The 19,249-nt window shown below is 70.6% G+C and carries 15 protein-coding genes and 1 pseudogene; 15 read left to right on the top strand and 1 reads right to left on the bottom strand.

The features are described from left to right. Positions 1-57: 57 nt before the first annotated feature. From OG625_RS04410 to OG625_RS04370, 9 genes and pseudogenes are all read left to right on the top strand, one after another. Complete coding sequence (locus OG625_RS04410) at positions 58-1,923, top strand: glycoside hydrolase family 3 protein (protein ID WP_329376738.1); 1,866 nt, start codon at positions 58-60, stop codon at positions 1,921-1,923. Positions 1,924-2,114: 191 nt separating this feature from the next. Next, positions 2,115-3,725: pseudogene (locus OG625_RS04405) on the top strand (benzoate-CoA ligase family protein); the annotation flags it as partial. Between the two features lie 75 nt (positions 3,726-3,800). Beyond that, positions 3,801-4,205: an acyl-CoA thioesterase gene (locus OG625_RS04400; RefSeq protein ID WP_329390443.1), complete on the top strand. Its 405-nt coding sequence runs from the start codon at positions 3,801-3,803 to the stop codon at positions 4,203-4,205. A gap of 94 nt (positions 4,206-4,299) precedes the next feature. Next, positions 4,300-6,696 (top strand): bifunctional salicylyl-CoA 5-hydroxylase/oxidoreductase, encoded by a 2,397-nt coding sequence (locus OG625_RS04395; RefSeq protein ID WP_329376737.1) that lies wholly within the window; start codon positions 4,300-4,302, stop codon positions 6,694-6,696. Positions 6,697-6,708: 12 nt separating this feature from the next. Continuing rightward, positions 6,709-7,764, top strand: a complete 1,056-nt coding sequence (locus tag OG625_RS04390) for a carbon-nitrogen hydrolase family protein (RefSeq protein WP_329376736.1) — start codon at positions 6,709-6,711, stop codon at positions 7,762-7,764. Then, positions 7,761-8,873, top strand: coding sequence for a cupin domain-containing protein (locus OG625_RS04385; protein WP_329376735.1), 1,113 nt, complete (start codon positions 7,761-7,763; stop codon positions 8,871-8,873). The genes OG625_RS04390 and OG625_RS04385 overlap by 4 nt, the downstream gene beginning before the upstream one ends. A gap of 104 nt (positions 8,874-8,977) precedes the next feature. Then, positions 8,978-9,883 (top strand): fumarylacetoacetate hydrolase family protein, encoded by a 906-nt coding sequence (locus OG625_RS04380; protein WP_329376734.1) that lies wholly within the window; start codon positions 8,978-8,980, stop codon positions 9,881-9,883. A gap of 72 nt (positions 9,884-9,955) precedes the next feature. After that, on the top strand, positions 9,956-10,696 hold the full coding sequence (locus tag OG625_RS04375) for a maleate cis-trans isomerase family protein (protein WP_329390441.1): 741 nt from the start codon (positions 9,956-9,958) through the stop codon (positions 10,694-10,696). Between the two features lie 112 nt (positions 10,697-10,808). Then, the gene (locus OG625_RS04370) at positions 10,809-11,648 is read left to right on the top strand and encodes a PaaX family transcriptional regulator (RefSeq protein WP_329376733.1); all 840 of its coding nucleotides are present in this window, start codon (positions 10,809-10,811) and stop codon (positions 11,646-11,648) included. Between the two features lie 30 nt (positions 11,649-11,678). On the opposite strand, the gene OG625_RS04365 is transcribed toward OG625_RS04370, so the two are convergent. After that, positions 11,679-13,310 carry a carboxylesterase/lipase family protein gene (locus OG625_RS04365; protein WP_329376732.1) on the bottom strand — a complete coding sequence of 544 codons (1,632 nt, stop codon included), beginning with the start codon at positions 13,308-13,310 and terminating at the stop codon, positions 11,679-11,681. Positions 13,311-13,605: 295 nt separating this feature from the next. Between OG625_RS04365 and OG625_RS04360 the strand changes: the two genes are divergently transcribed. The 6 genes from OG625_RS04360 to OG625_RS04335 all read left to right on the top strand — a co-directional run bounded on the left by OG625_RS04360 (position 13,606) and on the right by OG625_RS04335 (position 18,825). Next, positions 13,606-14,778, top strand: coding sequence for an ABC transporter substrate-binding protein (locus tag OG625_RS04360; protein ID WP_329376731.1), 1,173 nt, complete (start codon positions 13,606-13,608; stop codon positions 14,776-14,778). A gap of 1 nt (position 14,779) precedes the next feature. Further along, positions 14,780-15,658 (top strand): branched-chain amino acid ABC transporter permease, encoded by an 879-nt coding sequence (locus OG625_RS04355; RefSeq protein ID WP_329376730.1) that lies wholly within the window; start codon positions 14,780-14,782, stop codon positions 15,656-15,658. Beyond that, positions 15,655-16,632, top strand: coding sequence for a branched-chain amino acid ABC transporter permease (locus tag OG625_RS04350; RefSeq protein WP_329376729.1), 978 nt, complete (start codon positions 15,655-15,657; stop codon positions 16,630-16,632). Before OG625_RS04355 ends, OG625_RS04350 begins: the two co-directional genes overlap by 4 nt. Then, entirely contained in the window at positions 16,629-17,360 is a 732-nt protein-coding gene (locus tag OG625_RS04345; RefSeq protein ID WP_329376728.1) for an ABC transporter ATP-binding protein, read from the top strand. The genes OG625_RS04350 and OG625_RS04345 overlap by 4 nt, the downstream gene beginning before the upstream one ends. Further along, complete coding sequence (locus OG625_RS04340; RefSeq protein ID WP_329376727.1) at positions 17,357-18,064, top strand: ABC transporter ATP-binding protein; 708 nt, start codon at positions 17,357-17,359, stop codon at positions 18,062-18,064. Before OG625_RS04345 ends, OG625_RS04340 begins: the two co-directional genes overlap by 4 nt. 122 nt (positions 18,065-18,186) lie before the next feature. Beyond that, a complete protein-coding gene (locus OG625_RS04335; RefSeq protein WP_329376726.1) occupies positions 18,187-18,825 on the top strand; it encodes a LysE family translocator in 639 nt (212 codons plus the stop codon). The last annotated feature ends 424 nt before the right edge of the window (positions 18,826-19,249 follow it).

Below are 19,249 nucleotides of genomic sequence, written 5' to 3'. Positions count from 1 at the left end.
CCGCCCGCACCCCGCGCGGGCGGCCCTTACGCCTTGTGAATCTCGGAGGAGAACCCGATGGCACGTACTCCGGCGGCACGGCCGCGCATGCTGACCGCTCCCGATGGCACGCCGTTCCGTGATCTGAACGGCAACGGCGTCATGGAGCCTTATGAGGACCCCCGTCTCCCCGTGGCCGAACGGATCGCGGACCTCATCCGGCGTATGACGCTGGAGGAAAAGGCGGGCCTCCTCTTCCACACCATGATCACCATCAACCCCGACGGCTCCCTGGTGGAACCGGAGCCGGGAGCGCCGGACGACGACCCGATGCGCGCCTCCACCTCCGCGATGGTGACCGGCAAGCTGATGAGCCACTTCAACCTGTTCGGAGCGGCGGCGCCGCGCCGCATGGCCGAGTGGAACAACCACCTGCAGGACCTTGCCGCCACGACGCGCCTCGGGATCCCGGTGACCGTCTCCACCGACCCGCGCAACGGGTTCGTCGACAACCCCGCGGCGAACGTCCAGACCGAGGGCTTCTCGCTGTGGCCCGAACCGCCCGGCTTCGCCGCCGTCGACGACGAGGAACTCGTAAGCAGCCACGCCGACATCGTCCGCCAGGAGTACCTCGCGGTCGGCATCCGCCTTGCCCTCCATCCGACGGCCGACCTGGCCACCGAGCCCCGCTGGCCCCGCGTCCTCGGTACCTTCGGCTCCGACGCCGACGTGGCCGCCCGCATGGTCGGCGCGTACGTCCGGGGGCTCCAGGGCGAGACGCTCGGCACCCGCAGTGTCTCGACGATGACGAAACACTTCCCCGGCGCCGGGCCGCAGTTGAACGGTGAGGACGCGCACTTCCCGTACGGACGGGAACAGGTCTACCCGGGCGACAACTTCGACTACCACCTCATCCCCTTCGAAGCCGCGTTCGCCGCCGGCACCTCGCAGGTCATGCCGTACTACGCCATGCCCGTCGGCACACCCTTCGACGAGGTCGGCTTCGCCTTCGACAAGGGCGTCATCACCGGCATGCTGCGCGAGAAGTACGGCTTCGACGGCATCATCTGCACCGACTGGGGCCTGGTCACCGACACGCAGATCTTCGGGGCGCCCTTCCCCGCACGCGCCTGGGGCGTGGAGGACCTGGACCGGCTCACCCGGGTGGAACGCATCCTCGACGCCGGAGCCGACCAGCTCGGCGGCGAGGCGGCCCCCGATCTCCTCGTGGAGCTCGTGCGTACGGGCCGGGTGACGACCGAGCGCATCGACGGCTCGGTCGCGCGGCTGCTGAAGGAGAAGTTCGTCCTCGGCCTCTTCGACGACCCGTACGTGGACCCCGACGCGGCGGCCCGGATCTGCGGAAACCCGGAGTTCGCCGCGGCCGGCCGCGCCGCCCAGAGCCGCTCGATCACCATCCTCAAGGACCGTGCCGACAGTGCCGCGGAGCCCCTGCTGCCGCTCGCTCCCGGGATCCGGATCTATGCGGAGGGCGTGGATCCCGCGGTCGCCGCCGAGTACGCAACGGTCGTGGAGACGCCCGGGGAGGCGGATGTGGCGGTGCTGCGCATCGCGGCCCCGTACGACAAGGAGCGCACGACGGGCTTCGAGGCGTTCTTCCGGGCGGGCCGCCTCGACTTCACCGAGGAGGAGCTGAGGCCCGTACTGGAGGTGGCCTCCGCCGTTCCGACCGTCGTCGACATCTTCCTGGACCGGGCGGCGGTGATACCCGAGATCGCGGAACGGGTGGGAGCCCTCGTGGCCGACTTCGGCGCCTCGGACAGGGCGCTGCTGGACGTGCTCTTCGGACGCGTCGCGGCCGAGGGGCGGCTGCCCTTCGAAATGCCCCGCTCGATGGAGAGCGTCGTCGCCGGATGCGAGGACGTGCCCAACGACTCCGGTGACCCGCTCTTCCCCTACGGTCACGGCCTCCGGCTCGGCTGACCGTCGGTCCGGCAGGCGAGGGGCGGCGGCCGTGCAGTGGCCGCCACCCCCCGGCGGACCTTGCGCTCTCCGTTAGTTATACGTATAACCCGTTGTTGCCAAAATCAAATATCGCGAATCGTTGACGGTCGGCAATTTAGCGAGATACTTGCTCCACTCTCCCTGCTGCCCCGAGATTGAGGTGCCGCCCCATGGAGCTCTCCCCGTCCGCGCACGTCGACACGTTCTGTCGTGATCGGCTTCCGCCCTTCCCCCTCTGGCCCGAACTGCACTTCGATCTGCCGGAGTTGCAGTACCCGGACCGGCTCAACTGCGCCCAGCGACTGCTCGACGACGCCGTCGCACGCTGGGGTCCCGACCGCCCCTGCCTGCTGACCCCCGCCGAGCGGTGGACCTACGGCGACCTGCTCGAACGCGCCAATCAGGTCGCCCAGGTACTCACCGAGGACTTCGGTCTCGTCCCGGGCAACCGGGTCCTGCTGCGCGGCCCCAACAACCCGTGGCTGGTGGCCACTTGGTTCGGCGTTCTGAAGGCCGGCGGCGTCGCCGTCACCACCATGCCGCTGCTGCGGGCCGGTGAGCTCACGGAGCTGTACGAGATCAGCCGGCCGGCCGTCGCCGTGTGCGACCACCGCTACCTCGACGAACTCGCCGCCGCCGACACCGGCGGAAACCTGGCCGTGATCGCCTACGGCGGCCCCGGCGAGGCCGATCTGATCGCGCGCTGCGCGGCAAAGGACGGACAGTTCTCCAGTGTGGCGACCGCGGCCGACGACGTCGCGCTGATCGCCTTCACCTCGGGAACGACCGGACGGCCGAAGGCGACCCTGCACTTCCACCGGGACGTACTGGCCAACGCCGACACGTTCTCCCGCCATGTCCTGAAGCCCAGCCGGGACGACGTCTTCACCGGAACCCCGCCCCTGGCCTTCACGTTCGGGCTCGGCGGGCTGGTGGTCTTCCCCCTGGCCGTGGGTGCGTCGACCCTGCTGATCGAGCAGGCGGCCCCGCAGCGGCTGGCCGACCTCGTGGAGGAACACGGGGTCACCGTGCTCTTCACCGCGCCCACCGCGTACCGGGCGATCATGGCGGCGGGGGCGGTGGGGCAGTTGTCCGGCCTGCGGCGCTGCGTGTCCGCGGGGGAGGCGCTGCCGGCGGCGGTGTGGGAGGAGTTCCACGCGGCCACCGGCCTGGGCATCATCGACGGCATCGGCGCGACCGAGATGCTCCACGTGTTCATCTCGGCTTCGGACGACGAGATCCGTCCCGGCTCGACGGGCAGGCCAGTGCCCGGATACCGGGCCCGCGTGGTCGACGAGAACGGCGAGCCCGTCCCCGACGGGCAGCCCGGCCTCCTCGCGGTCACCGGCCCCACGGGCTGCCGGTACATGGAGGACCCGCGCCAGGCCTCGTACGTCCGCGGCGGCTGGAACATCACCGGCGACACCTACATCCGCGATGCCGACGGCTACTTCTGGTACGTGGCCCGCAGCGACGACATGATCGTCTCCTCCGGCTACAACATCGCGGGCCCCGAGGTGGAGAAGGCCCTCGCCGCCCATCCCCACGTCGAGGAGTGCGGAGTCGTCGGAGCCCCGGACGACACGCGCGGCATGCTCGTCAAGGCGTACGTGATCCTGCGGCCCGGCGTCGCGCCCGACGCGGCGACGGTCAAGGAGCTCCAGGACCACGTGAAGCAGGCCGTCGCCCCCTACAAGTACCCGCGTGCCGTCGAGTTCGTCACCGACCTCCCGCGCACGAGCAACGGAAAGCTCCAGCGCGCCGAGCTGCGCAAGCGTGCGCAGCAGGCAGGGTCCGCCCCGACCGGCAGCTGCGCCGCCGGATGCCCCGAAGCCCTCGCGCAGAACCTGCCGAGCGTGGTCATCGAGCGGCGCGTCGAATGGCCCGACACGGACGCGGCCGGCCACTACCACCACTCCACCGTGGTGCGCTGGGTCGAGGCGGCCGAGGCCGTCCTGTTGCGGCGGCTGGGGCTGGCCCACCTCTTCGGCAGCACGCCCCGCGTCCGCTTCGAGGCCGACTATCGGGCCCGGCTGTGGTTCGGCGAGATCGTCCGAACCGAGCTGAAGGTCACGAAGGTCGGGACCAGCTCCCTGCACTACGCCTTCACCGTGCGGGGCGAGGGGGACGAAGTGGCCGCCGGCGGCCGGATGGTCATCGCCCACTCGGCCTCGCGTGCCACCGGCTCCACGGCCTGGCCCGACGACGTGCGCGAGGTCCTCACCAAGGCGGGCCCCCAGGCCCCCGAGCTCTTCGCGTGAACCGTGGCGCCCACATCGCAAGAATGTGTCGAATTCTTGACGATCGCCAAATGGGCAACATATTCTGTTGTCCGGAACCACTAGGAGGAACACCGTGCGTGTAGCAGTCATCGGAGGGGGGCCCGGCGGGCTGTACTTCGCAGCACTGGCCCAGCAGCTCTCCCCGGAGTGGGAGATCACGGTCTGGGAGCGCAACGCCCGCGACGACGCCTTCGGCTTCGGCGTCGTCTTCTCCGACGAGACGCTGGACGGCATCGCGCAGGCCGATCCCGCGGTGTTCGCCGCCATGTCCGCGGACTTCGCCCGGTGGAGCGACATCGATGTCCGCTACGACGGCGAGGTCCACGTATCCGGTGGTCACGGCTTCGCCGCCCTGGACCGGAACCGGCTCCGGGAGATCCTGCAGCAGCGTTGCGAGGAGCTCGGCGTGGACGTCCACTACGGCACGCAGGCACCGCCCGTCGAGGAACTCTCCGCCGACTACGACCTGGTGGTCGCGGCGGACGGAATCCGCTCCACGGCTCGCGAGACGTACGCCGAGACCTTCCGGCCGGACCTGGACGAGCGCAACTGCCGCTACATGTGGCTGTCCACGGACCGCGTCTTCGAGGCGTTCACCTTCATCGTGGAGAAGCGGGACTTCGGCAGCGTCCAGGTCCACGCCTACCCGTACGACGACAAGCGCAGCACCTTCATCGTGGAGATGGCGGAGGACGACTGGCGGCGGGCGGGCTTCGAAGCCTTCGCCGCCGGGGAGTTCGCGCGGGGCGAGAGCGACGAGGCGAGCGTCCGCCTGTGCGAGGAGATCCTGGCCGACCACCTCGACGGCCACCGCCTGATCCCCAACGCCTCGAAGTGGATCCGTTTCACGACCGTCCGCAATGCCTCGTGGCGCCACGGGAACGTCGTGCTGCTCGGCGACGCCGCCCACACCGCCCACTTCTCCATCGGCTCCGGCACCAAGCTCGCCATGGAGGACTCGCTCGCCCTGGTCGCGTGCCTGCACGAACACCGCGACGTGCCCTCGGCGCTCGCCGCCTACGAGAGCGAACGCCGGCCGGTCGTCGAATCCACCCAGCGCGCCGCCCAGGCGAGCCTCGAATGGTTCGAGAACGTCGGACGCTACACGGCTCAGGAGCCCCGGCAGTTCGCCTTCAACCTCCTCACCCGCAGCCGCCGTGTCACCTACGACAACCTGCGCGTACGGGACGACGGGTTCACCACCGCGGTCGACTCCTGGCACGCCGGCACGAGCGGGCCGGCGGCCGCCGGGCCCCGTGGCGCCGCCGCCGTCCCGCCGATGTTCCGCCCGCTGCGACTGGGCGGCCTGCACCTGCGCAACCGCGTCGTCGTACCTCCCACCGCCCTGTACACGGCGCGGGAGGGGGTCCCCGGTGACTTCGAACTCGTCCACCTGAGCACTCAGGCACTGGGCGGCGCCGCCCTGGTCTTCGCCGGAATGACGGCGGTGAGCGCCGACGGCCGGGCCACCCCCGGCTGCCCCGGCCTGTACACGGACGAGCAGGAGGCGGCCTGGCGGCGCATCACCGACTTCGTGCACGGTCAGTCGGACACCTGCCTGGGCGTCCAGCTCACCCACGCCGGCCGCCGCGCCGCGACCGGGGTGCCCCGCCCGGACGGCAGGGCCGCGCCGCTCGGCCGCGAGGGGTGGCCGCTGGTCGCCGCCTCCCCGCTGGCCTGGAACGAATACGCCGGCATCCCGCGCGAAGCGGCCCGCGAGGACATGGACGACATCGCACGCGATTTCGTCGCCGCGGCCGAACGCGCCCATCGCGCGGGATTCGACGCCCTGGAACTGCAGTACGGCCACGGACACTTGATGTCCGGCTTTCTCTCCCCGCTGACCAATGTGCGGACGGACGGCTACGGCGGGGATCTCACCGGCCGGCTGCGCTTCCCCCTGGAGGTGCTGCGCGCGGTGCGCGCCGTCTGGCCCGAGGGCAAGGCACTCGTGGTCCGCATATCCGCCGAGGACTGGGCCGAAGGCGGCACCAGCGAGGCCGACGTGGTGGAGATCGCCCGCGCGCTGGCCGAGGCCGGCGCCGACGCGGTCGACGTCTCCACCGGCGAGGTCGTCGCGTACGAGCGGCCCCGGTACGGACGCAGTTACCAGACCCCGTACGCCGACCTGATCCGCAACGCCACCGGGGTGCCCACCATCGCCGTCGGCGCGATCTCCACCTACGACGACGTGAACTCGATCATCCTGGCCGGCCGGGCCGACCTGTGTGCGGTCGGCCGTGCACACCTGCACGACCCCCTGTGGACCCTGCACGCCGCGGCCGCCCAGGGCTACAGCGGTCCCGCGGCGCCCTGGCCGGCCTCCTGGCGGGCGGCCAGCGGCCGGCCTCCAGGGGCCCGCACCGACCGCATCCCGCCCCGCCTCCAGCTGTTGCGCGAGCCTTCGCCGCCCGTGCACCAGCGCTGGGTTCCGCACATCCCGGCCGCCGCTGCCGCGGCCGCCCGCTGACCTGGAGATCCGATGGACAATCTGCCACGCTTCACCGCCGCCGCCGTGCAGGCGGCCCCCGTGTACCTGGACGCCGCGGCCACCGTCGACAAGGCGATCGGACTCATCGCCGAGGCGGCGTCCCACGGTGCCGAACTCATCGTGTTCCCCGAGGTGTTCGTCCCCGGATACCCGTACTGGAACTGGACGATGAACCCGGTCCAGGGCTCGCCCTGGTTCGAGCGCCTCTACCGCTCGGCCATCGATGTCCCCGGCCCCCACGTCGACCGACTGCGCGCGGCGGCCCGCCAGTACGGGGTCGTCCTCGTCATCGGGGTCAACGAGCGCGGTCCGCACAGCCTCGGCGTCCTCTACAACACCCTGCTCACCATCGGCTCCGACGGGGAACTCCTCGGGGTGCACCGCAAGTTGGTGCCCACCTGGGCCGAGAAGCTCACGTGGACCGGCGGCGACGGCAGTTCGCTCAAGGTCCACCAGACGCCCATCGGGCCGCTCGGCGCGCTCGCCTGCGGCGAGAACACCAACACCCTCGCCCGCTTCACCCTCCTCGCCCAGGGCGAACTGGTCCACGCGTCCTGCTACATCGCCCTGCCGGTGGCCCCCGCCGACTACGACATGGCCGACGCGATCGCCGTCCGGACCGCCGCCCACAGCTTCGAGGGCAAGGTCTTCTCGGTCGTCGCCTGCTCCACCGTCTCCGCGGAGATCGTCGACACCCTCGCCGGTGACGACGAGGAGCTGCGGAAGCTGTTCACCCGACCCCGCAGCGCCCTGTCCGGGATCTTCGGCCCCGACGGCCGCCCGGTCACCGAACCGCTCGTCGACGACGAGGGCATCGTCTATGCCGAGATCGACCTCGCCCGCTGCATCCAGCCGAAGCAGATGCACGACATCGTCGGCCACTACAACCGCTTCGACGTCTTCCAGCTGCACGTCGACAACCGTCCCCGTACCCCGGTGACCTTCGCGACCGATCCCGCGGGCGTCATCGCACCGCACTTCACCGAACCGCACTTCACCGAACCGCGCTTCACCGAGACGGCGGGCCCGATCAAGGAGGATTCATGACCACCGAGCACGACGACAGCCGGCTGGGCCGCGCCCGGGTATCGACAAGCCCCGAACTCACCGAGTACTACGGAGAACTCGCCGAACTCGACGCCGGCGCCCTGTGGACCGTCGCCAACGACATCGAGCCCTGGTACCCGCAGCCCAAGTCCGTCCCGGTGCTGTGGCGTTACGACCAGCTCCGACCGCTCGTCCACAAGGCCCTGCCGCTCGTGAAGGCCGACGACGCCGGCCGCCGCGTGGTCATGCTCGTCAACCCCGGCCGCAAGGACGTCAGCGCCGCCGTGGGCCTCCTCTACACGGGCCTGCAGATCATGGGGCCGGGCGAGGCCATGACCGCCCACCGCCACCAGGCGGCCGCCCTGCGCTTCGTGCACGAGGGGACCGGCGCCTGGACCATCGTGGACGGTCAGAAGCTGCGCGTGGCGCCGGGCGACTTCGCCATCACGCCGAACGGGACCTGGCACGAGCACGGCAACGAATCCGAGGACGTCCCCGTGATCTGGCAGGACGGCCTGGACATCCCCCTGGTCAACGCGCTGGACGCCGGTTTCTACGAGGTCCACCCCGAGCTGTACCAAACCCCCGGCAAGGTGATCAACTCCTCCGTCCTCAGCTACGGCGGCAACCTGCTGCCGTACGGCATGGAGAAGTGGACCCGGCCCTACTCGCCGCTGCTCGCCTTCCCGTGGGAGCCCACGTACGAAGCGCTGCGCAACCTGGCCAAGGCCACGGAGGGCTCCCCGTACGACGGGGTCATCGCCGAATACACCAACCCGCTCACCGGCGGCTCCGTCATGCCCACCATGAGCGCCCACATGCAGCTCCTGCGCCCCGGCCAGGCCACCCGCGCCCACCGCCACACCGGCTCGGTCATCTACACCGCGGCCAAGGGACACGGCGTCTCGGTGATCGCCGGGCAGCGCTTCGAGTGGAAGCAGGGCGACATCTTCTGCGTCCCCTCCTGGGCCTGGCACGAGCACGAGAACCTCGACCGGTCCGAGGACGCCTGCCTCTTCTCCTTCAACGACTTCCCCGTGATGCGCTCACTGAGCTTCTTCCGGGAAGAGGCGTACACCGACAACGGCGGGCACCAGCCCACCGCCTGAGCCGCTCCGCCGCGCCGGAGCCGCGCCGGCCCTGACACCGGCACCGGCGCGGCGGAGCACCCCCGTCGTCCCCCTTACTCGTTCACACGCAAGGAGCACCCCTCATGCGGCTGGTCACCTACACCCTCAACGATGCGACCCTCCGGCTCGGAGCCCAGGTCGACGACCTCGTGGTCGACCTCGCCACCCTGGCGAGCCGGGCCGGCGTCGAACTCCCGCTGGACCTCCTGTCGTTCATCCGGGCGGGTGCCCCCGCACAGGACGCGGCGCGCCGCCTGCTGGCCGACGGCCCGGCAGCCTGGCCGGCCGAGACCGTGCACCGGATCGACGAGGTGTCACTGCGCGCCCCCCTGCGCCCCGGCAAGATCATCGGCGTCGGACTGAACTACGTCGAGCACGTGGAGGAGTCCAGCCGCAGCCTGGACACCGACAAGGAACGGCCCTCGCGCCCGGTGCTCTTCAGCAAGCCCGCCACCGCCGTCACCGGCCCCGGGCAGCCGATCCTGCACAACGCCGATCTCACCGCCCAGCTGGACTGGGAGTGCGAACTCGCCGTCGTCATCGGCCGCACGGCGTTCCGCGTGAGCGAGGAGGACGCGTACGACCACATCTTCGGCTACAGCATCGTCAACGACATCAGCGCCCGCGACCAGCGCCGCTCCGGCCAGTGGTTCTTCTCCAAGGGCCAGGACTCCTACGCCCCCTTCGGCCCCGCGGTGGTCACGGCCGAAGACATCGCGGACCCGATGGACCTCGACCTGTCGCTGCGCGTCAACGGTGTCACCAAGCAGAAGTCGAACACCCGCCACATGCTCTTCCCCATCGCCCGCCTCATCGCCGACATCTCCTCCGGCGTCACCCTCGAACCCGGTGACGTCATCGCCACCGGATCGCCCGCCGGAGTCGGAGCGGGCATGGTCCCGCCGGAGTTCCTGCACCCCGGCGACACCGTCGAGGCCACCGTCGAAGGCATCGGCACCCTGACCAACCCCGTCGTCGACGCCCGCTGAGGAGCGACCGTGCCCGACCGTACCCACCGCACCTACCGCATCGGCCAGATCGTGCCGAGCTCCAACGTCACGATGGAGACCGAGGTTCCGGCGATCCTGCGCGCCCGGGAGTCCATCGCGCCCGAACGCTTCACCTTCCATTCCAGCCGGATGCGCATGACCCATGTGACCCCGGAGCAGCTGAGGGCCATGGACGCCGACTCCGACCGCTGCGCCGTCGAGCTCTCCGACGCGCACGTGGACGTACTCGGCTACGCCTGCCTGGTCGCCATCATGAGCATGGGACTCGGATACCACCGCACCGCCCAGGACCGGCTGCACCAGCGCACCGCCGAGAACGGCGCCCCCGCCCCCGTCGTCACCAGCGCCGGAGCCCTCGTCCACGGACTGCACACCCTGGGGGCGAAGAAGATCGCCCTGATCGCCCCGTACATGCGGCCGCTGACGAAGACCGTCGTCGACTACCTCACCCACGAGGGCATCGAGGTGCTCGACTACGAGGCCCTGGAGATCCCGAACAACCTCGACGTCGCCGCGCACGATCCGGCGCGCCTGCCGGGCCTCGCCAAGGCGCTGAACCACAGCGACGCCGACGCCGTCGTGCTCTCCGCCTGTGTACAGATGCCGTCCCTGGGCGCCATCGAGGAAGCCGAACAGCTCCTCGGCAAGCCCGTCGTCTCGGCCGCCGTCTGCACCGCCCACCAGATGCTGCGTGCTCTGGACCTCCCTGCGGTGGCCCCAGGAGCCGGTCACCTCCTGTCCGGCGCCTACGCGGAAGCGCCGCCGGTGCGGCAGTCGCCCGCCGGGGGGTGACGGCGGCCCGCCGCCCGTACGCTGCCCGCCGGCCGAGCCGTGACCTGCACCTGGACGACACTTCGCCCGCCCGGCTCGATAGGATCGCGACCGCATACGACGGAAGGCGATCATGGCGGACAGTCCGATTCGGCCCAGCTCATTGATCAACACGGTCTACGGCGCGTTCCTGCGACGCCTCGGCGGCTGGATCTCCGTCGCCGACCTGATCACCCTGATGTCCGAACTGGACGTCGACGGCCCGGCGGCGCGCTCGGCGATCTCCCGGCTCAAGAAGAAGGGCGTACTCGAACCGGAGCGCCGCGGCGCCACGGGCTACCGGCTCAGCCCGGCCGCACGACCCGTCTTCGACGAGGGCGACCGGCGGATCTTCGGCAGCCTGGAACCGGCGAAGCTGAGCGACGGCTGGGCCATGGCCGTCTTCTCCGTCCCGGAGTCCGAACGGTCGTACCGGTACCAGCTGCGCACCCGCCTGACCTGGCTCGGCTTCGGGAACATCGCCCCGGGGGTGTGGCTGGCGCCCGGCCGGCTCCTCGACGACGCCCGCGACATGCTCGTCCGGCGGGGGCTCAGCGACTACGTCCACCTGTTCGCCGCCGATTACGCGGCCTTCAGCGACCTGCCCGGAACGGTCAGCTCGTGGTGGGACTTCCCGGCGATCCAGGAGCAGTACGCCGGGTTCACCCAGGCGTACGGCCCCGTAGCCGTCGATCTCGCCCAGCAGGGCGAGATCGACGGCGCCGAGGCGTTCCGCCACTACGTCCCGATGCTCACCCAGTGGCGCCGCCTGCCCTACCTCGACCCGGGCCTCCCCGCCGAGCTGCTCCCCGCCGACTGGAACGCGGTCGCCGCGCGCCAGACGTTCCAGCAGCTCAACGAGGTGCTCGCCGCCCCGAGCCTGCGGCACGTACAGGAGGTCACCGGCCTGACCGAGGTGACCCCGGAGGGCTGACGGCCACGGCCCGGACACCGCAGCGAGCGGTTACCGCCCCGCCGGATGGTGCAGCCGCCGCCAGTAGCCGGCGAGGTCGCCGACGGCGCTGGTGACCGAATCGAGGGCCATCGTCGTGCGGGAGTCCTGGTCGTAGCGACCCCATCGCGGCATGGGGTGGTGATTGGGGTCGCCGGTGCGGATGAAGGAGATCCAGGCGGTGTGCATGGTCGAGGCGAGACCGTCACGGACCCTGGGGTTAAGCCCCGCCAGGAAGGGCGCCTGCGACCACTTGTCGAAGTTGTTGAACACGAACGGCAGCTCCAGGCAGTGCGCGGCCGCGAGCTGACCGCCGTGCGCGGGCGTCGGAAGGTTGAACTGGTACGCCCAGACCGGACGTCCGCGGGCCGCCCGCCGTTCGGCCAGTGCCACGGCGGGCATGCGGAACAGGTCGTCGGTGATCAGGTCCATCAGTACGTCCACGGGGCGGGCACCCGGCCGGGACTCTTCGTACGCGGTGTACGCCTGCTCCGCCCGGTTCCCGAAGGTGTCCCGCGCCCTGGCGACCACCTGCTCCCTGGTCGCGGCGGCGTACGGCGCGCTCAGCGCGAAGGCGAAGTTGGCCTCCTCCCTGGTCCAGCCGATCAGGACGTCGATGTCCGCCCCGGCTCCGCTGAGCAGCAGGTCGGCGGGGTCGCGGTCCAGCGTGACCCCGTCGAGCACAGGCAGGAAGGGAGTCGACCAGTAGCCCCACTTCCCGGTGCGCCCGAACATCTCGAAGGTGGCGGCGATCAGTCGGGGCCAGGGCACGGCCCGCAGTTCCGTCACGTTCCTGGCCCCCAGGATGTCCAGGTAGGCGGCGGTGCGCTCGAGGGATTCGGCCCGCGTGGGGATCTTCAGCCCGAGCGGCGGGCTCTGCAGGATGGCGCGCCGGAACAGCGGGCGGCCCTTGGGTCGGGCGCCGGCCAGCGCCGCGACCGACAGCGCTCCGCCGGACTGGCCGGCGAGGGTGATGTCGTCGGGGTCGCCGCCGAACGCGGCGATGTTCTCCCGTACCCAGCGCAGCGCGGCGAGCTGGTCGGTGAGCCAGAAGTTCCCCCCGGCGCCGTCCTCGCCGAAGTAGAGGTAACCCAGTGGTCCGAGCCGGTAGTTGACGGTCACGACGACGAGGTCGCCGTCGCGCGAGAAGGTCTCGCCGGAGTAGCCCGGCATCGAGCCGGATCCGGAGATGAAGCCGCCGCCGTGGATCCACACCATCACCGGCCGCTTGGCGCCGTCGGTCCCGGGGGTCCAGACGTTGAGCGTGAGGCAGTCCTCGTCGAAGGGGGGCGAGCCGTGGGTGCCGAGCACCTGGTCGCCGCCCTCCCGGTAGGGCTGCGGGGCGCTCGGGCCGAAGGCGGTCGCGTCGCGCGTGCCCTGCCAGCCGGGGTGCGGCTGGGCCGGCCGCCATCGGAGGGCGCCGACCGGCGGTGCCGCGTAGGGCACGCCCTTGAACACGGCGAGACCCCCTTCCGTGCCCCCGCGCAGTCGGCCCGAGGGCAGTTCCACGACGGGTGAGGGGTCGGCCGTGCGCGGGGCGGCGGCCTGCGCGGCGTGCCCGCCGGCCACCCCGGAGAGCAGTGCGGCGCCTGCCAACACCCCGGTGTTCTTGAGGACTTTGCGCCGTGATGGGTCGTCGGTCATGGTGCTTCACTCCCTGACTGATCGTGGGTCCGTCGCCGGAATGCATATAGCGTGAATTTGACGAGGGTCAGTATTGCGCTATGGCTCGGGTTCGGGTCAAGGGGCGCGGGCCTGGCGCCGGCGTATATCTTGAGAACTCTTGACGGACGTCGCAAAAGCGCGATAGACACGTGTCACTTCGACCGGCGGCCAGGCCACCCCTGAGAGCCGGACCTTCCACGCCTGGGACTCCCCAAGGCGGCCCCATCAGCAACATCCCGCCCTCCAGGGCCGGTTGACAACGTACGGAGTTCCCATGGCAGGTCGGTTTCGCCCCGTTGGTCTGGTCGCCGCATCGACGGCCCTCTTGCTGACCACGGCATGTGGTGGTGCGAGCCTCGGCACCGGAGAGGACAAGCAGAGCGGGCCCGTGAAGATCGGGCTCCTCGTCCCGCAGTCGGGGACCTACAAGGCGCTGGGCGACGACATGAAGCAGGGCTTCGAGCTCTACGTCGCGCAGCACGGCGGCAAGCTCGGCGGCCGTGAGGTGGAGATCGTCGTCGCGGACGAGGGGGAGACGGCCGACTCGGGCAAGGCGGCTGCCGAGAAGCTGGTCAAGCAGGACCGGGTGCTCGCCGTGAGCGGGGTGGTCAGCTCGGCCACCATCAACGGGGTCAAGGACCTGTTCGAGACCGGCAAGGTCCCGCTCGTCGGCTCGAACGCCTCACCCACGACACTGACCGGGACCAAGTACATCTGGCGCACCTCGTACGTCAACGACGAACCGGGCAAGGCGCTCGGCAAGCACGTGGCCGAGCAGGCCGGCGGCCCCGTCTTCGTGATCGCCGCGGGGTACCAGGCGGGCAAGGACGAGGTGGAGGGCTTCAAGTCCACCTTCCTCCCGGCGGGCGGCAAGATGGCGGGGGAGGAGGTCTACACGCCGTTCCCCGGGACCAAGAACTTCCAGCCGTACCTCGCGCAGATCGAGAAGTCCGGCGCAAAGGCCGTCTTCAGCTTCTACGCCGGCGGCGCGGCCGTCGACTTCGTCAAGCAGTACCGGGACTTCGGACTGGCCGGCAAGATCCCCCTCTACGCGCCCGGCTTCCTCACCGAAGGCGGCGTGCTCAAGGGGCAGGGAGAAGCGGCCAACGGCATCCTCACGGCGCTCAACTACAGCGCGGACCTGGACAATGCCGCCAACAAGCAGTTCGCACCGGCGTACACGGCCGCCTACGGTTCGGCCCCGACCACGTACGCGATGGCCTCATGGGACGCGGCGCAGGTCCTCGACAAGGCGATCAAGGCGGCCGGTTCCACGGTGACCTCCGAATCGGTCAACGCGGCCATCGCCCAGGTGGGGGACATCGACAGCCCGCGCGGCACCTGGCGGTTCAACAGCGGCGGAACGCCCGTCCAGCCCTGGTACCTGCGCGAGGTCAAGCAGGGCGTCAACACCGTCAGCTCCGAGCTCGGCCGACTGGGCGGCTGACATGTCCGGATGGTTGGACGGCAACTTCGTCAGCGTCATCGACGGGGTCGCCTTCGGTCTGCTGCTGTTCACGATCGCGGTCGGACTCTCCCTGGTCTTCGGCATGATGGACGTGCTCAACCTCGCGCACGGCACGCTCTACCTGGCCGGGGCCTACGTCGCCTACGCACTGTCCGACGGGACCTTGTGGGGTCTGCTCCTCGCGCTGCTGGCGGGCGCCCTCGTGGGCACCATGGGCGGGGCCGCGCTGACCTTCCTCACCCAGCCCCTGGCCCGCCGCGGACACCTTGACCAAGCCGTGCTCACGCTCGGCATCACCTTCATCGTGGCCGACCTCCTCGCCGCGGCCTTCGGCGGGGACGTCCTGCCCACGGACCCGCCCACGGCCCTGCGCGGGACGGTGGACCTCCTCGGTCACGCGTATCCCGTCTACCGGCTGGTGTTCATCGGAGTCGCGGCCGGCCTCGCGCTCCTCGTGTACCTCGTCTTCGAACGCAGCTCGCTCGGAGCCCTCGTACGGGCCACCGTCGCCGACCGCGACATGGTCCGCGCGCTCGGTGTCGACATCCGCAAGGTGCTCTACGGAGTCTTCGCGGCCGGCGCCGCCCTGGCGTCGGTCGGCGGAGTCCTCGGGGCGCCGATCCTCGGCCCCGGGCCGGGCGTCGACGAGACGGTGCTCGTCCTCTCGCTCGTCGTCGTGGTCGTGGGGGGCCTCGGATCGGTGCGCGGCGCACTCGCCGGAGCGCTCCTGATCGGCCAGGTGCAGACGCTCGGGGTGGCGCTGCTCCCGGAGTACGCCCCCTTCCTCCTCTTCGGCACCATGCTGCTCGTGCTCGTGGTCCGCCCGCACGGCCTCGTCCCGTCGGCGGTGCGCGCATGAGCCCGTACGCCACCGCCGGCTCCATGACACGGCGGCTGTCGGTGACCGCCGTGGTCGGCGCTCTCGCCCTGGCCCCCTTCGTGCTCGGCTCGTACGCCGTCGGCACCCTGTCACGGATCCTGGTGTTCGCCCTCCTCGCGCTGAGCGTCAACCTGCTCACCGGTCTGACCGGGCTGCCGACCCTCGGCCAGTCGGCCTACTTCGGCGTCGGCGCCTATACGTCGGCGATCGTGGCGACGCGGGTCACCGACGTCGGGATACTCCAACTCCTCATCGCCGCAGGCGTCTCCGCGCTGGTGGCGGTGCCGACGGGATGGCTTGCCGTGCGCGCCCGGGGCGTGGTGTTCCTGATGCTCACGCTGGCCATCGGAGAGATCGTCTACAGCGCCGCCGTCAACTGGAAGTCGCTGACGAACGGCACCGACGGGATGTCGGGCATCCCGCCCGTCGTACCGCTGCCCGGCATGCCCGCCCTGGAGCTCGACGGGCTGGTCTACTTCTACGTCCTGGCCGTGTTCCTGCTGCTCTTCGCGGCGGTCTCCCGCCTGGGCTCGACATCCTTCGCCCTCGCCCTGCGCGGCATCCGCGACAACGAGCCCCGGATGCGGGCGATCGGCTACCCCACCCAGCGCTACGCCCTGACCGTCTACTGCGGCGCCGGGGCGCTGGCCGGCGCCGCCGGGTCCCTGTGGGTCTCGGTACAGCGGTTCGTCTCGCCCGGCGACGCCGGCTTCGAGATCGCCGCGCTGGCCCTGCTGGCCGTCGTCATCGGAGGCTCCGGCTCGATGTGGGGAGCCTGCGCCGGCGCCGCGCTCGTCTGGCTCACCCGCGACTACCTCGGAAACCTCGAAGCCGTCGCCGGTCGCGGGCCACTGTTGCTCGGACTGCTCTTCGTCATCGCCGTCTACACGCTGCCCCGAGGACTGGCCGGCGTACGGATCCCGCACAGGCTCACCCGGAAGAGGACGGCGTGACAGATCACGATCTACTGGAACTGCGCCGGGTATCCCGGCACTTCGGCTCCTTCCGAGCCCTGGACGAGGTCGACCTCACGGTGCGGCCGGGCGCCCGGCACGCGGTCATCGGCCCGAACGGCGCGGGCAAGTCGACACTGTTCGGCCTGATCTCGGGCACCTTGCCGACCACGGCCGGAACCATCCTCGTCGACGGACAGGACGTGACCCGGCTGCCCGTACACCGCCGGGTCGGGCTCGGCGTCGCAGCGACGTTCCAGCACTCCAGTCTCTTCATGCGCGAGACCGTGCTGGAGAACGTGCTCCTCGCCGTGGTACGCCGGACCGCTTCCCGGGGTGCGGCGATCGAGCGGGCGCACGAACTGCTCGACCGGGTGGGCCTGCCCACCCGGCACGACCTCGCGGCAGCCGAGCTCTCGCACGGCGAGCGGCGCCAGCTGGAGGTGGCCGTGGCGCTGGGGACGGAACCCCGGCTGCTGCTCCTGGACGAACCGGCCGCCGGGATGTCGCCGGCGGAGACGGCGCGGCTCACCGAACTGATCGCCGCCCTGCCCGGGGAGGTGACCGTACTCCTCATCGAGCACGACCTCGACATGGTCTTCGAACTCGCCGACACGGTGACGGTCATGCACCTCGGCAGACACCTGAAAACAGGCTCCCCGGACGAGGTGCGCGCCTCGGCCGAAGTCCAGACCGCCTACCTGGGCACCATGGAGGTCACCTCGTGAACCCTCTCCTGCGCATTCGCGGGCTGCGCTCCGGCTACGCCGGGGGCGTCGTCCTCGGCGGTGTGGACCTGGACCTCGACGCGGGCGGGACCGTCGCCCTCCTCGGTCGGAACGGAGTCGGGAAGACCACCCTCATATCGACCGTCATGGGGCTCGTCCGGCCCTACGAAGGCAGCGTCGACCTCGACGGCCGGGAGCTCGCCGGAGCCCGTGTCGACGTGATCGCCCGGGCAGGGGTCGGCGTCGTACCCCAGGGGCGCAGGGTGTTCGCCCCGCTGACCGTGGACGAACACCTCACGATCGCCTCGCGGGGCCCGGCGCGCGGACCCTGGACCAGGTCCCGTGTCCTCGACCTGCTGCCGCGACTGGGGGAGCGACTCGGGCACCGCGGTGACCAACTCTCCGGCGGGGAACAGCAGATGCTCGCGATCGCCCGGGCCCTGCTGGGCAATCCGCGTCTGCTGCTCCTCGACGAGCCGTCCGATGGCCTCGCGCCGGCGATCGTTTCCCAAGTGGGCGAGGTGATCCGCGAAGTGAGCGCGCAGGGCATGTCGGTCGTCCTCGTCGAGCAGAACCTGGGACTCGCCCTCTCCGTCGCCGGAAGCGTGGCGGTCATGCAGAAGGGGGTCATCGTCCACCAGGCGGCCGGCGCGGATTTCGCGTCGCGTCCCGAGGACCTACGGCGTCTGCTCGGCGTCGAGTGACGAGCGCCTCGCCGCGCTCGACTGCCCGTTGGCGCCCGGGTCAAGCCGGTCCTGACGGCGTGTCGGTCCACATAGCGGACAGTGCTGTGGCCTCAGGGGCCCGCGTGCTTAGAGTGGGGTACATGCTGTCTACAGACCGTTTATTGGCTTTCGCAGCCATGTCGTTCTTGTTGATCGTAATCCCCGGTCCGAGTGTGCTCTTCGTGATCGGCCGGGCACTGGCGCAGGGGCGCCGAGCCGCGCTGACCACGGTCGCGGGCAACACGATGGGGGCCTACCTCCTCGTCATCGCCGTAGCACTCGGAATCGGCTCCATCGTCGAGCGTTCGGCCCTGGTGTTCACCATGCTGAAGCTCCTGGGCGCCGGGTACCTCGTATACCTCGGCATCAAGGCGGTGCGCCAGCGCGGCGCGCTGCAGGACTCCTTCACCAGTGACGGACCCACCTACGGCGGGATGCGCACGTTGTGGGAGGGGTTCGCCGTCGGTGTGGCCAACCCCAAGACCATCGTGTTCTTCGCCGCCGTGCTGCCGCAGTTCGTCGACCGCAGCCAGGGGCACGTCGCCCTGCAGATGCTGTTGCTCGGTCTCGTCTTCAACGTCATCGCCGTGGCCTGCGACTCCGTGTGGGGTCTGGTCGCCGCCACCGCGAGAACGTGGTTCGCCCGCTCACCGAAGAGACTCGCCCTCGTGGGCGGACTCGGTGGCGTCTCCATGATCGCACTCGGCGTCGCCGTCGCCACGACGGGCCAAAGAGACTAGTCCGACAGTCTCCGCCCCGTGCCCGCGCGCCACTCGTGTCCGTTCCCTCCGTGAACACCGAAGTGGCGCCCTTGTAAGCTTTTTTGATGGCCAGTCAGTGCGTGTGCCCACGGGCCCCCTCCTGGCCCTGAGGCCCGCACCCGCCGTCACCTCCGCCGCCCGCTCCGCTCGCGCGCAACCGCGGGCCCCATGGGGCCGCCCGTCCGGCCTCAGCCGGACGGGCCCGGACCTGTGCCCGACGGCTTTGACCAGTCGACATCATCCCTCCCGGCGGCTCGAATCGTCATGCCGGAATCGTGAAAACCGCCGGCAGTTCCGTCGGCATGCCGCATTCCATATTTGCCGTGCTCGTGTGAACTCAATGGCAAAGCGCCGAGTCGGTATTCAAGATCATCCAAAATGGTGTGTCCACCATTTGAGAGCG

The sequence above is a fragment of the Streptomyces sp. NBC_01351 genome (assembly GCF_036237315.1).
In the GTDB taxonomy this organism is placed as follows: Bacteria; Actinomycetota; Actinomycetes; order Streptomycetales; family Streptomycetaceae; genus Streptomyces.
This window is presented reverse-complemented; position numbering and strand designations above follow the sequence as displayed.

What these genes read in the sequence shown, in the direction of transcription:
- OG625_RS04360 (WP_329376731.1), top strand. Translation starts at nt 13,606, where the DNA reads ATGGCAGGTCGGTTTCGCCCCGTTGGTCTGGTCGCCGCATCGACGGCC.
- OG625_RS04370 (WP_329376733.1), top strand. Translation starts at nt 10,809, where the DNA reads ATGGCGGACAGTCCGATTCGGCCCAGCTCATTGATCAACACGGTCTAC.
- OG625_RS04335 (WP_329376726.1), top strand. Translation starts at nt 18,187, where the DNA reads ATGCTGTCTACAGACCGTTTATTGGCTTTCGCAGCCATGTCGTTCTTG.
- OG625_RS04355 (WP_329376730.1), top strand. Translation starts at nt 14,780, where the DNA reads ATGTCCGGATGGTTGGACGGCAACTTCGTCAGCGTCATCGACGGGGTC.
- OG625_RS04385 (WP_329376735.1), top strand. Translation starts at nt 7,761, where the DNA reads ATGACCACCGAGCACGACGACAGCCGGCTGGGCCGCGCCCGGGTATCG.
- OG625_RS04365 (WP_329376732.1), bottom strand. Translation starts at nt 13,310, where the DNA reads ATGACCGACGACCCATCACGGCGCAAAGTCCTCAAGAACACCGGGGTG.
- OG625_RS04375 (WP_329390441.1), top strand. Translation starts at nt 9,956, where the DNA reads ATGGAGACCGAGGTTCCGGCGATCCTGCGCGCCCGGGAGTCCATCGCG.
- OG625_RS04350 (WP_329376729.1), top strand. Translation starts at nt 15,655, where the DNA reads ATGAGCCCGTACGCCACCGCCGGCTCCATGACACGGCGGCTGTCGGTG.
- OG625_RS04380 (WP_329376734.1), top strand. Translation starts at nt 8,978, where the DNA reads ATGCGGCTGGTCACCTACACCCTCAACGATGCGACCCTCCGGCTCGGA.
- OG625_RS04410 (WP_329376738.1), top strand. Translation starts at nt 58, where the DNA reads ATGGCACGTACTCCGGCGGCACGGCCGCGCATGCTGACCGCTCCCGAT.
- OG625_RS04390 (WP_329376736.1), top strand. Translation starts at nt 6,709, where the DNA reads ATGGACAATCTGCCACGCTTCACCGCCGCCGCCGTGCAGGCGGCCCCC.